The sequence below is a fragment of the Flavobacterium rhizosphaerae genome (assembly GCF_046000445.1).
Taxonomy (GTDB): Bacteria; Bacteroidota; Bacteroidia; order Flavobacteriales; family Flavobacteriaceae; genus Flavobacterium; species Flavobacterium rhizosphaerae.
In genome coordinates this window covers 52944-66405 of the sequence record NZ_JBELPZ010000001.1, presented here as the reverse complement: position 1 = coordinate 66405, position 13462 = coordinate 52944, and the positions used below count along the sequence as shown (strand labels likewise).

The following is a 13462-nucleotide window of genomic DNA, read 5'->3' as shown; positions in this document are numbered from 1 at the left end:
AAAAGTTTGTTATATAAAAATAAATTAATAGATTTGCGGCTTAACTAACTCAAATTAATGTAATATGAAATTAAAGTTTACTTGGATTTTTACGCTTTTGTTAGCGTTTTTTATTCAGTTTTCCTATGCGCAGGAGAAGACTGTTACAGGTACTGTAAAAGATGACCAAGGTCTTCCTTTGCCAGGTGTTATTGTAAAAGTGCAAGGGGCTTCTTCTCAGGGAGTGGTTACTGACTTTGATGGAAAATTTTCCATTCAGGCTGCACAGGGTCAAAAATTAGTGTTTAGCTATGTTGGTTACCAGGATGCTGTTGTTACTGTAGGTGCTTCAAGCACTGTGCCTGATGTTGAATTGCAGCCAGGTAGAATGCTTGATGATGTTGTTGTGGAAGCATACCGTACAACATCAAAAAGAAAATCAACTGTAGCGGTAACTACAATAACGTCTGAGACTATAGAGAACAGGCCAAACGTGTCGTTTATACAGTCACTTCAGGGTCAGATACCGGGTCTTAATATTTCTACAGGTTCTGGTTCACCGGGTTCAAGTCAGACTTCAGTTCTTTTAAGGGGGCTTGGTTCGATAAATGGTAATACAGATCCATTATATGTTATTGATGGTGTGCCTTCAGATTTTGCAAACTTCAGGACTATTAACTCTAATGACATCGCTTCGGTTTCTGTTCTTAAAGATGCTGGTGCTACTTCTATTTATGGTAATAGGGGTGCAAATGGAGTAATTGTTGTGAAAACTAAAAGAGGTAGTTATGATGGTAAATTTTCTGTTCGTTACTCTGGGGTAACTGGTTTTACTACTTTACAGGATAATAATTACAACATCATGAATGGCCAGGATCTTTTAAGGTTAGAAAGAGAACGTGGTTTGGGTGAAGGTGCTACGGGCGGTGTAGGTGGTACGCCACTTACTGATGCTGAAATAGCACAATATCCAAATACCAACTGGAAAGATTACTTTTTCAGGACAGGTGTTACCCAACAACACAATTTGAGTTTTACAGGAGGTAGTAAATTACTAAACTCTTTTGTTTCTCTTGGTTATTTTAAACAGGAAGGTATTGTACCTAGTACTGATATTCAAAGAATCTCTTTAAGATCAAACTTTACAGGTAAAAGTAATAATGAGCGTTTTGATTATACTGTTAACGTTTATGGTGGTTTTTCAAGGCGTAACCAGTTAGAGGCAGAAACAAGGTCACAAACTGATCCTGATTTTGCGGGTAACATTCTTCAAAACCCGTTGCAGGGTATGCTTTCTTCGCTGCCTTATCTTGATCCTAATGCTTATCCGGCTGATAACGGTCAGGATCTTTATGATTTAATTGGAAATCCTTCATTCCGTAATACCCCATATATGCTAATGGATTATATAGACCATATGTATAACAGGTATGACGAAATAAAATTGTTATTTAATGGTACTGCCAATTACAAAATTACTGAAGATCTTACCTTTGGTGTTATAGGTGGTGTTGATTTTACAGATTATAACCGTGTATTTGCTAGAACTCCGGAATCATACCTTGCAGTAGTTGCTGCTGCGCCTGCAGGATGGAGGGAATTTGCCGGTTTAGAACAAATTACAGATTACCGTAACTTTGGTTTTAATGGTAATACAAGGTTAAGTTACAGCAAAATATTTGGTGAGAAACACGGTTTGGATATTTCAGTAATGACTGAATATTACAAAGCGCATAATTCATATAATATATTCCAGACTTCAGGTTTGAATCCTAAAACTTATGAGCCGGGTGCAGGTACAGGTTATGTTCCGTTTGACCCTTCTAATCCTAATTTATTTCAACGTACTGTATCTGCATATAAAGCAGAAGCAGGTTTGTTTTCTTACTTTGCTACTCTTGATTATGATTATAATTCAAGATTTGGTCTTGGTGCTTCAATCCGTAGGGATGCGAGTTACAGGTTTGTTGCAGACAACAGGTGGGGTACGTTTTGGTCTGTTTCCGGTAGATGGAATATAGATCAGGAGCCTTTTATGGCAAACTCATCAATAACAGAACTTAAATTAAGGGGATCTATTGGTACTACAGGTAATCAAAATATAGATGGCGACAGTCCTTATGCTGCTGGTAACTATACCAGAACATTATATGGTACGGGTAGTGGTTATAACAACCAATCTGGTCTTGCTCAGATTCAGTTAGGAAACCCTGGTTTAAAGTGGGAAACCATAATGCAGGCTAACATAGGTATTGATTTTGTTTGGAACAGAAAAGTTAGTGGTACGATAGATGTGTACAGAAAATATACTAAAGACCTGTTCCAGTCTGCTCCTGTTTCTGCTGTTTATGGTACTTATGGTGCTTTTGGTAACACAGGTAATCTTGAAAACAAAGGTGTGGAAGCGTTGCTTAACTATGACGTTTTTCCTTCAAGCAGTGATTTTACTTTAAGGTTAACGGCTAATGGATCATACAACCACAACAAAGTAGATAATTTTCCAGATGGAGCTACTTACTTAACAAGCCAGGCACACGTTAATGGTCAGGTTGCATATCAATATTGGTTATATAAGTATGCCGGTGTAAACCCTGTAGATGGTAATTTATTATTTTATACTGCTGATGGCGATCTTACAGAAAACCCTCAACAAGGAGACCGTGTGCTTACAGGAAAATCTCCAATACCAAGATATCAGGGAGGATTTGGTTTTGAGGCAAATTATAAAGGATTTTACCTAACTACCCAGTTTACTTTTGTAGCTGATGTTTACAGGTTTGATTATGATTTATCTAACTTAATGGATCCTAATAACTTAGGTTCATTCCCTGTTGCAGATGATTTCAATAATGCATGGACACCAGATAATCGTTCAACTTCTGTTCCTTCAATTTTTGCTACTAATGCAGCAAGTGCAAGTGGATCTGATAGGTTTTTACGTGACTCTTCTTATTTAAGATTGAAATTTACTTCAATAGGATATAATGTTCCGGCTAAATTCCTTGATAAAACATTCTTGACTAGTGCAAGGCTTTATGTTCAAGGTGAGAACTTCCTTACATGGACAAAATGGAGAGGTTTTGACCCTGAAAGTAATAATGCAGGCAGTACTTTTGGTGGCTATCCAACCCCTAGAGTATTTTCTTTTGGAGTTGATTTATCATTATAAAAAAAAATAATATGAAAAATATAAAAGTTTTATTTGCCTTACTATTGTTTGCGGGGATTTTTAATTCCTGTTCAGATGCGTATGAAATCGTGCAGCCTGGTGAGCTTTACCCGATAGATGCTATCCAGAATGTGAATGATATGAATTCTGCATTGATTTCACTTTATGACCAGGTGTATCCGGATGATGAAATAGCTTTTACCAGTTATTTTACTGATGAAACAGCTATCGGTATTGATAATGGTGGGCAATCGTTGCCAGAATACAGGTTTAACCTTTTAGCAACAAACAGCTATGTAAGGGCTATCTGGTTAAATAATTATAACCTGATTGTTTCTGCAAATCGTATCATACAACTTTCAGATAATGTTGTGCTTGATCCTGAATCTGCAAGTTTTGAAGATGATACTATAGAGAAAAATAGAATCTTAGCTGAAGTACGTACCCTTAGGGCATTAGGCTTTATTCAGTTGGAAGCTTATTTTTCTACTGATATGACTGATGATAATGCTCTTGGTGTTATGTTGTTAGACCATGTTCCTAGTGATCTTCCTAATAAGGAAATGTTGCCAAGGGTAGAAAATGGATTAATTTATGCGTTTATTAATGAAGATTTAGATTTTGCTGAAGATAATCTGCAAGCTAATAGCTCTGCTCTTGTTACTCAACAGCTAGTTACAGGATTAAGGGCTCGTTTAGCACTTTACCGTGCTAAATATGCCGAAGCGTTAACATATGCTGATGAGGTTATTAATCAATATCCTGCTACCTCTCAAGGTTTGGCTTCTGCTAATTCTTATCCTAGTATTTGGGATAATAGTAGTAGTTCTGAAATAATTTTTGGTCTTGAAAGGCCGAGTGGTAAACCAGGTATTGCTTCTAACTGGTATTTCAACGAAGTTTCTATTAGTGGAGGTGCTTATATGGAAGTGAGCAGATCTCTTTATAATGCTTATCCAAATAATGACGTTCGCCGTGGTGTTGTGGTGTTGGATGGAAGTGTTATTTCGCCCAATTACTCTACTGTTTTTGATTACAGAGGGCAGGATATATTACTTCCTGGTAAATATCCTGGTGTTGCACAGCTTCCTCTTAATAACAGGGTACCTGTAATGAGAACTGCTGAAATTCATTTGATTAAAGCGGAAGCCCAAGTTGGTCTTGGAGATCTTGATGGCGCTCTTACAACCCTTAATTTCTTAAGAAGCAGAAGAATTAGTTCAGGTTCAGCACTTAGTGCATTCACTACTCAACAAGATGGTTTTGCAGCTGTGCTTAAAGAAAGAAGGCTTGAACTTGCTTTTGAAGGCTTCCGTTATATAGATCTTCACCGTTTAGGTACTCTTGCAGGTGTATCTAGTGTAGACCGTTATGAGAGAGATTGCGAACCTTATGGTGCATGTACACTTTCTGTAACTGATTACAGGTTTACATTGCCTATCCCACAAGCTGAAATAAATGGTAACAATGTTATCGCCGATCAGCAAAATCCGGGTTATTAATAATAAAAAAACGAATCTATGAAGAATATATTTTTAAAATTTGCCCTGATAGCTTTTATTGGCTCTGCTATTACTGCTTGTGACAGGGATGAGTTGACACTTTCTGGTGACGCGCCAGAGATGTATATGTTTGCTGATAGCGAATCTGATGCTCCTATTAATGAGGAACAAAATGTAGTGTATGTTGAATTTGGTGTAACAACTAAAAGTAATCAGGACAGGACAATTGCTATTAGCGTTGATCCTACTTCTACTATTACTCCTTCTCAATATAGTATCCCCTCAACTGTAACTATACCTGCAGGATCTTTTGTTGGTGAAATACCAATTACTTTTAATGTAGATCAATTTTCTGAAGGACAGGATTTTGATATGATTCTGACTGTTGATGAAGCTTCTTATCCTATTTTAGATGATAAAAACTTTCATACATTAACAGTATTTAAATATTGTGGTACGGAAAGCCTTGCAGGGGTACATGATTATGTACAATATAATATGTTTAAAGGTGCAGGTGGTGGTACTGGTTCAGGTACACCTGTTGAAGGTACTATTGAAGGACAATTGGCATGGACAGAAACATCTACAGGAGTTTATTCTATTTCTGATTTGTCTTGGGGTCATTACGATTTTGTATGGGATGATGCTCCTGCTACTGATGGTACTGCTGCTATACAGTGGACATGTAGCGGCCTTGCTCTTGCAGGTACTGCTAAAGACCAATATGGCTTAACTTATACATATAACTTTATAAGCGTTGATGGGCCTGTATTGACATTTGTATGGACTAATAACTATGGTGACCAAGGTACTGTTGAAGTAACAAGGGCTGGTGGTGAAGACTGGCCTGATGGTTTACTATAATTAATTCGTTAATAGTTTAACATATAATTTTTAAAAGGGGCTTTTGTAAAAAAGCCCCTTTTTTATACTTTATCGTGTTATTTTGAGTTATGAAAAATAAGTACCTTTGCCAAATAAAAATTCAGGATGCTAAAGAAATACTTGTTGTTATTACTCCTGCTGCCTTTGGCAGTATTTTCCCAAAATAAAAAATTAAAGGGAAATACTATTAGGAGTAATGCCCTGAATGATACCCTACAACGGGCAGGGCGCCAAACTGCTACTGTAGCAACCGATAGCGTTGCTACTTTAGATATGTATAAGATAATTTCCCTTGAGCGGGATACTACTTATGTTGATACCGCTCTAATCATACAAAAAGAATATGCTGCAAATTATTTAAGAAAAGATAATTTTGGTTTACTAGCTTTTCCTAATGAGGGACAAACTTACAATATATTAGATTATGGATTAGTGGAACATAATCCATTTCCTGAGTTTGGTTTTAGGGCTAAACATTTTGCTTATCTTGAAGCTAAAGAGGTACCTTATTTTGAAGTAGCTACTCCATTTACAGACCTTTTTTATAAATCGGTGCTGGAACAGGGGCAGATTATGGACGCTTTATTTTCGGTAAATACCTCTAGAAACCTCAATTTGTTTATAGGTTATAAAGCCATACGATCAATAGGTAAATACGTTAATTCAATTTCAAGTAACGGTGTTTTTAGAATTGGGTTAAGTTATAATACTACTGATAAGCGCTATTTCTTAAAATTGCATTTTACAGGACAGGATTTTTCTAACCAGGAAAATGGTGGTATTACAGATATTTCTCTTTTTGAAGAAAGTGAAGAGCCTTATAGCCAACGCGAAAGACTTCCCGTATATTTAACTAATGCTAAATCTAAGCTTTTAGGTAACCGCTATTTTTTTGACCATACTTTCAGGCTTAGCAAGTCAAATCCAAACAGTATTGTTTTGCATCACCAGTTTAACTATGAAAATAAATTTTTCGAGTTTGAGCAACCCACACCATCATTACGTTTTGGTGAATTTTATGAATCTTCTATAAACAATAAAACCCGTTATAACCGTATGTATAACTTGCTAGGCGCTGCATACAATCATGAAAAACTGGGGTTGTTAGAGTTTTATGTTGAAGATTATAATTATAATTATTATTACCATACCGTAATTCTTGGGCAGGATAATACTATTGCTATTCCAAATTCATTGAGTGATAGGATAGATACGTACGGGGCAAAATATACTTATAAAAAAGGAAAGTGGAATGGTACAGCTTTATTGAGTAATTCTATCACAAATCAGTCTTTAGCAAACATAGATATAAAAGCACTCTATACTTTTAATGACAGCACTTCTGTGTCGGGCAGGTTTAATAGGATAAATAAACTACCCAACAATAATTTTGTATTATATCAAAGTGATTATAAAAATTATAACTGGTATAATGACGGGTTAAAAAACGAGAAGATAAACCGTTTTGAATTTGAATTTAAAACAAAATGGCTCAATGCTTCTGCTTCATACCAGGTAATGAACGATTATCTGTATTTTAAAGATTCAATTGTAGCTCCTGAAAGACCTACCGATATTGAGCAACTTTTTGTTACACCACAACAGGATGGTAATACTATTAATTATTTTTCAGTTAAAGCGAATAAAGAATTCAGGTTTGGTAAATTTGGCTTAGATAATACGGTGCTTTACCAAAATGTGCAGCAATCAGGTAATGTGCTTAATGTACCTTCTTTCCTTACCCGAAATACCGTATACTATACTGACAGGTGGTTTAAAAAAGCTCTGCTGATACAAACGGGTGTTACATTTCAATACTTTACAAAATATTATGCAAATGGCTACAGCCCTGTATTAGGCGAGTTTTATTCTCAGGATGAAACTAAAATCGGAGGTTTTCCACTAATGGATTTCTTTATCAACCTGAAAATTCAAGAATTCAGACTTTTTTTTAAGGCAGAGCATTTTAATTCAAGTTTTACAGGATATAATTATTATTCTGCGCCAAATTATCCTTACCGGGATTTTACAGTACGCTTTGGCGTTATATGGGATTTCTTTTCTTAATACCAAGGATTTTTTATTTAAATACTATAAAAGTATCTTTGCAAGAGTTATTTTTAATACCCGTAACCGGATTATATTGATATGAAATACGCACAAAATATATTGCAAACCATTGGCAATACGCCTTTGGTTAAAATAAACAAACTTGCTACCGGCATTGATGCGCTTGTATTGGCTAAGGTGGAAACATTTAATCCAGGCAATTCTGTTAAAGACCGTATGGCGGTAAAAATGGTAGAGGATGCTGAAGCCGACGGGCGGCTTAAGCCCGGAGGTACTATTATAGAAGGCACATCGGGAAACACGGGTATGGGGCTTGCCCTCGCAGCTATAGTAAAAGGATATAAGCTGGTATGTGTGATGTCTGACAAGCAATCTAAAGAGAAAATGGACATCCTTAGGGCTGTGGGGGCCAAAGTTGTGGTTTGTCCGACCGATGTAGAGCCAGATGATCCGAGGTCTTATTATTCGGTGTCAAAGCGCATGGCTGAGGAAATACCTAACAGCTGGTATGTAAACCAATACGATAACCTGAGCAATACGGCTGCACATTATGAGCAGACCGGACCCGAGATATGGGAACAAACTGAAGGCAAAATAACCCACTTTGTTGTAGGTGTTGGTACCGGCGGAACTATATCTGGGGTAGCAAAGTATCTGAAAGAGAAGAACCCTGATATTAAGATATGGGGAATTGACACGTATGGTTCGGTTTTCAAAAAATACCATGAAACAGGCATTTTTGATGAAAATGAAATCTACTCTTATGTTACCGAAGGGATTGGGGAAGATATACTTCCAAAAAATGTAAATTTTTCGCTTATTGACGGTTTTACTAAAGTAACAGATAAAGATGCTGCGGTATATACCCGAAAACTTGCCGTGGAAGAAGGGATTTTTGTTGGTAATTCTGCCGGGGCAGCTATAAAAGGCGTGTTGCAGCTAAAAGAGCATTTTAAGCCTGATGATGTAGTGGTAGTGCTGTTTCATGATAGTGGTAGCCGTTATGTAGGTAAAATGTTTAATGATGACTGGATGCGTGAGCGTGGTTATCTGGACGACACTATTACTAAGGCCGAAGACCTGATTAAGGATCATGTAGATAAACCTCTTGTAGTAGTACGAACTGAAGAATTGGTAAGCCATGCCATAGATCGTTTACGTAAGTATAAAATATCACAAATACCTGTGGTAGATACTACAGGCATTGTAGGCTCGCTAGATGAAACAGATCTTTTCAGGAGTTTTATTGCCGATAAAAATATAGCTGATAAACCTGTGAAAGAAGTTATGGGTAAGCCATATCCTATAGTTAAGGCTGGTACTTCTGTAGATGAAATATCAAAATTGTTCAGTAAAGATAACCAGGCGGTATTGGTACACCTGAGTGAGGATAAATACCATATTATTACCAAACATGATATTATAAGTTCAATGAAATAAAAAATATTAAAAGGGCCGTAAGGCTCTTTTTTTATGATAAAAGCCTTTACGCTATAGATTTTTGAAGGCATATAAGTACATCTGCATTGTGCCTGTATGGTTGATGCTATAATTGTTTATTGCTATAGTTTTTTAGCTTATAAATAAAATGGCTGCCGAGAGGCAGCCATTTTTAGTTAAAATAGTATTAGTAAAAATTAATTCTTTATAATTTTTATCGTTTTAACAGCATTTGCTGTTTTAATCCTTACCATGTAATTTCCTTCAGAAAGCTGGGATAAATCTAATTCAACTTCATCAGCGTTAAAGCTATTGCTATAAACTTCCTGCCCAAGCATATTGAATACAGAAACATCTTCTATTTGATTTTGGCCTGATATAGTAAGTGTACTAATAACCGGGTTTGGATAATACCTAAACTTATCTGCTGCAAAATCATCTCTGTTTAATACAAGATTAGCCGTTACTGCCAAAGCTTCGCTGGCACACTCTCCTACAGTTTGTGTAACATAGTAGGTAGTTCCGTCAACAAGTACAGTGGTCTCAGGTAAAGCATTCGTCAATTCAGCATCAGTATACCACATTAAGTTATCACCTGTTACATCAAGGTCTGCTAATGTCTGGCCTGCTGTAAAGTCTTGTTCAGTATCTCCTACAGGAACTGTAATTCCTGCACAAGGATCAGTTACAGTTACCGTTATGGCTAAAGCTTCACTTATACATGTGGCTACAGTTTGTGTTACATAATAAGTAGCACCGTCAACTGCCACGGTAGTAGCATCAACTTCAGTAGTCAATTCTGCATCAGTATACCATGTCAGGTTATCGCCTTCAACCTCAAGGTCAGCAAGTGTCTGGCCTAAACTTAATTCCTGTTCAGTATCACCTGTAGGTGCTGTAACTCCTGCACAAGGGTCAGTCACAGTTACTGTAACAGCAAGGGCGTCGCTTTCGCAGGCAACTTCAGTTTGTGTTACATAATAAGTAGCGCCGTCAACTGCTGTTGTAGTATCAGGTATTTCATTTGTTAGTTCCGCATCAGAATACCATGTAAGATTATCGCCATCAACTTCAAGGTCGGCAAGCGTTTCACCAAGAAGCAAGTCCTGAGTCATTTCTCCATCAGGGGCTTCCACATCACAAGGTTCAGCATATGCTGCAATATCAAATGCGCCAAAAACACCGTTATAGCCCCAGGTCCTTACGTAAATTACAGAACCAGGATCAAGATCAGAAAGCTCTAATAGTGAGAAGTTGCCTTCGCCGTCATCAGCATCACATTCTAGTGATGTTAAATCACCACAAGTGCCGGTATATGCTGCAAGCCCGGTATCTTCTATATCTTCATCTCCATTGCTTCTTGTTTCCAGTGTTAGTTCACCTGTTGGTGGCACCACAACCGTAAACCAGATATCTTTACCGTTTGTATCAAAGTTATATGCATCACAAGATGGTGTTTCATCGTCATCATTGTGCGAAGCGCCAGCGTTTGTAGTAGCTACTGCGGCACTTTCAAAATCAAGGCCTACTGTAAGTGCTATAGCATTTGCACACTCATCATTTGCCGGCGGCGGCGGGAATGTACCTATGCAAATAGTAAAGTTTTGGTTTGAAGAACTGCCGTAGCTATATACCCTTAAGTAATATGTTTCTCCAATAGTAAGTCCGTTTACGGTATTGCTGTCGGCATCAGAACAAAGCAGGCTGCTGAAATTACCACAGCTTCCGCTTAATACCTGAAAATACATATCAGTGCTTGTGCCAATCATAGCCTCAACATCTGATAAGGTTATTAGGTGTGATGTTGCACCGGCAACAAAAGAGAACCACACATCATCATCAGGGTTTCCAGAACAAGGATCAGCTTCCATAGATTCAGTAGCTGATAGTGTAGTTCCTGCAATAGTGTTTGTACATTCTAAATCATCATTCACAGTAATAGCAATGGCACCTGTACAATCATCATTTACAGGCGGTGGCGGTGGCGTACCTACGCAGATAGTAAAAGTATCCATTGAGGTAGCTCCATAACTATAAACCCTTACATAATAAGTGTTTCCCGTCGTGAGTCCACTCGCAATTGCACTGTTCGGGTCAGAACAAAGCAAGCTGGTTGTTGTGCCACAGCTTCCGCTTAATACCTGAAAATACATATCGGTACTAGAGCCTATTACTGCAGCAACATCAGAAATTGTAATAGTATGCGCATTATTAGTGGCTACAAAAGAGAACCATACATCATCATCAGGAGTACCATAACATGGGTCTGCTGCCATAGACTGCGTAGCACCGGCAGTAGTAGCCTGTGTACTATTAGTGCAAGTAAGGTCTGGGTTAACTGTAAGTGCAATTGCACCAGAACAATCATCATTTGCTGGCGGAGGAGGAAAACTACCTACACAAATATCAAAAGTCTGACTTGATGTACTACCATAGCTGTAAACCCGTATAAGATAAGTTTCCCCAACTGTTAGTCCCTGAGCAGTATTAATATTAGGATCAGAACAAAGCAGGCTGGTTGTAGCACCGCAGCTTCCGCTTAATACCTGAAAATACATATCGGTACCTGAGCCTGATACAGCGGTAACATTAGAAAGCTTTATTTGATGCGAGGTCGCAGTAGCCACAAAAGAGTACCATACATCGTCATTAGGTGTTCCATAACATGGGTCTGCTGCCATAGATTGCGAGGCATATTGTGTAGTGCCTGATGTAATATTGGTACAGCTCAAGTCGCTGTTTACAGTAAGTGCTACAGCACCGCTACACTCATCATTTGCTGGTGGTGGCGGTGGCGTACCTATACAAATATTAAAAGTCTGGCTGGATGTAGTACCATAACTATAAACCCTTACCAAATACGTTTCACCTATTGTTAGCCCTCCAACATTATTAGTGTTAGGGTCTGAACACAGGAGGCTGTTGGTATTGCCACAGCTTCCGCTTAATACCTGAAAATACATATCCGTACTTGTTCCTGCAACTGCAGTAATATCAGAAAGCGTAACGTTATGTACTGTGCTTGTTGCCACAAAAGAGTACCATACATCATCATTAGGATTTCCGTAGCATGGAGCCGGAGCCATAGTGTAACTTGCATTTAATGTAGTGCCAGCTGTAACATTAGTACAGCTTAAGTCATTATTTACGGTAAGTGCTACGGCAGCAGCACACTCATCGTTTGCAGGACCTGCAGGCGGTGTACTAACACAGATATTAAAATTATTTACAGATGAAGAACCGTAGCTGTAAACCCTTACAAAATACGCTTCGCCAATAGTAAGGCCTCCTACAGATAGTGAGTTAGGGTCTGAACATGCTTTGCTTACTGTATTACCACACGTGCCGCTTAGTACCTGGAAGTACATATCGGTACTTGTGCCTGCCACTGCAGTAATATCAGAAATTGTAATAGTGTGGGCTACTGCAGTTGCTACGAAAGAAAACCACACGTCGTCATCAGGTGTTCCATTACATGGTGCAGCTTCCATTGACTGGGAAGCGCCTGCTGTTGTCCCTGCTGTTACATTAGCACAAGAAGTGTCAGGGTTAACAGTAAGCGCAATTGCATTAGCGCAGTTGTCATTTGCCGGTGCAGCAGGCAAACTACCTATACAAACATCAAAGGTTTGTCTTGAAGAGGTATAGTAGCTATATACACGTAATAAATATGTATTGCCAACTGTTAAACCTGATGCAAGATTAGAGTTAGGGTCTGAACATAAAAGGCTGGTAGTACTGCCACAAGTACCGTCAAGCACTTGAAAATACATATCAGTGCTTGTTCCTTGTACAGCAACAACATTAGAAATAGTTATTTGCTGGGTAGTACTTTGTGCTACAAAGCTAAACCATACATCATCATTTGGTGTTCCAGAACATGGTGCTGCAGCCATAGATTCGGTTGCATTAACAGTGGTACCAGATGTTACAGAAGTACATGTAAGGTTGCTGTTTACTGTAATGGGTATTGCACCACTACAATCATCATTTGCTGGTGCCTGCGCATAAGAATCTGCACAAACACTTAGTGACAATATAAAAAACAATGCTTGGAAACATCGTAATGATGCTTTCAAATAATTGTCACCAATAAATAAAGTATTGTTCATCATAAGATAATAATTAGATAATATTACACGTAAATGTAATTATACAAATGTTAAGTTCATAACAAGTGTGGTGTGTAATGTTATATTATTTATATTTTGTGATGTTAAATGATCTTTTTTTATATTAAAAAACAAATTATTTATATGGTTTTTTGTGTAAAAAAAGTATATATAAAAAATTTAATGTTAAACTATTAGTTAAAAATATAAAAGTTATATATTGATTAATGCATCTCAATGCAATTAGGGCAGATAATATTTTTTAACAGGATAAAGCTGTAAGGTTTATTATTTTTGTTTCTCAA

At 37.6% G+C, this 13462-nt stretch carries 6 protein-coding genes; 5 read left to right on the top strand and 1 reads right to left on the bottom strand.

All coding sequences use genetic code 11. From position 1 onward, the window contains the following. Positions 1-64 precede the first annotated feature (64 nt). From ABS766_RS00275 to ABS766_RS00255, 5 genes are all read left to right on the top strand, one after another. On the top strand, positions 65-3148 hold the full coding sequence (locus tag ABS766_RS00275; RefSeq protein ID WP_408083066.1) for a SusC/RagA family TonB-linked outer membrane protein: 3084 nt from the start codon (positions 65-67) through the stop codon (positions 3146-3148). An 11-nt stretch (positions 3149-3159) separates the two neighbouring features. Beyond that, positions 3160-4650, top strand: coding sequence for a RagB/SusD family nutrient uptake outer membrane protein (locus tag ABS766_RS00270; RefSeq protein WP_408083065.1), 1491 nt, complete (start codon positions 3160-3162; stop codon positions 4648-4650). Positions 4651-4668: 18 nt separating this feature from the next. Beyond that, complete coding sequence (locus ABS766_RS00265) at positions 4669-5514, top strand: hypothetical protein (RefSeq protein ID WP_408083064.1); 846 nt, start codon at positions 4669-4671, stop codon at positions 5512-5514. A gap of 126 nt (positions 5515-5640) precedes the next feature. Beyond that, the gene (locus ABS766_RS00260; RefSeq protein ID WP_408083063.1) at positions 5641-7602 is read left to right on the top strand and encodes a putative porin; all 1962 of its coding nucleotides are present in this window, start codon (positions 5641-5643) and stop codon (positions 7600-7602) included. Positions 7603-7683: 81 nt separating this feature from the next. Continuing rightward, the gene (locus ABS766_RS00255) at positions 7684-9045 is read left to right on the top strand and encodes a pyridoxal-phosphate dependent enzyme (protein ID WP_408083062.1); all 1362 of its coding nucleotides are present in this window, start codon (positions 7684-7686) and stop codon (positions 9043-9045) included. 197 nt (positions 9046-9242) lie between these two features. Here ABS766_RS00255 and ABS766_RS00250 read toward each other — a convergent pair whose 3' ends face one another. Continuing rightward, a complete protein-coding gene (locus ABS766_RS00250; RefSeq protein ID WP_408083061.1) occupies positions 9243-13160 on the bottom strand; it encodes a T9SS type A sorting domain-containing protein in 3918 nt (1305 codons plus the stop codon). Between the last annotated feature and the right edge of the window lie 302 nt (positions 13161-13462).

Coding starts and splice junctions, on each gene's coding strand:
- ABS766_RS00250 (WP_408083061.1), bottom strand. CDS start 13,160: ATGATGAACAATACTTTATTTATTGGTGACAATTATTTGAAAGCATCA.
- ABS766_RS00275 (WP_408083066.1), top strand. CDS start 65: ATGAAATTAAAGTTTACTTGGATTTTTACGCTTTTGTTAGCGTTTTTT.
- ABS766_RS00260 (WP_408083063.1), top strand. CDS start 5,641: ATGCTAAAGAAATACTTGTTGTTATTACTCCTGCTGCCTTTGGCAGTA.
- ABS766_RS00265 (WP_408083064.1), top strand. CDS start 4,669: ATGAAGAATATATTTTTAAAATTTGCCCTGATAGCTTTTATTGGCTCT.
- ABS766_RS00255 (WP_408083062.1), top strand. CDS start 7,684: ATGAAATACGCACAAAATATATTGCAAACCATTGGCAATACGCCTTTG.
- ABS766_RS00270 (WP_408083065.1), top strand. CDS start 3,160: ATGAAAAATATAAAAGTTTTATTTGCCTTACTATTGTTTGCGGGGATT.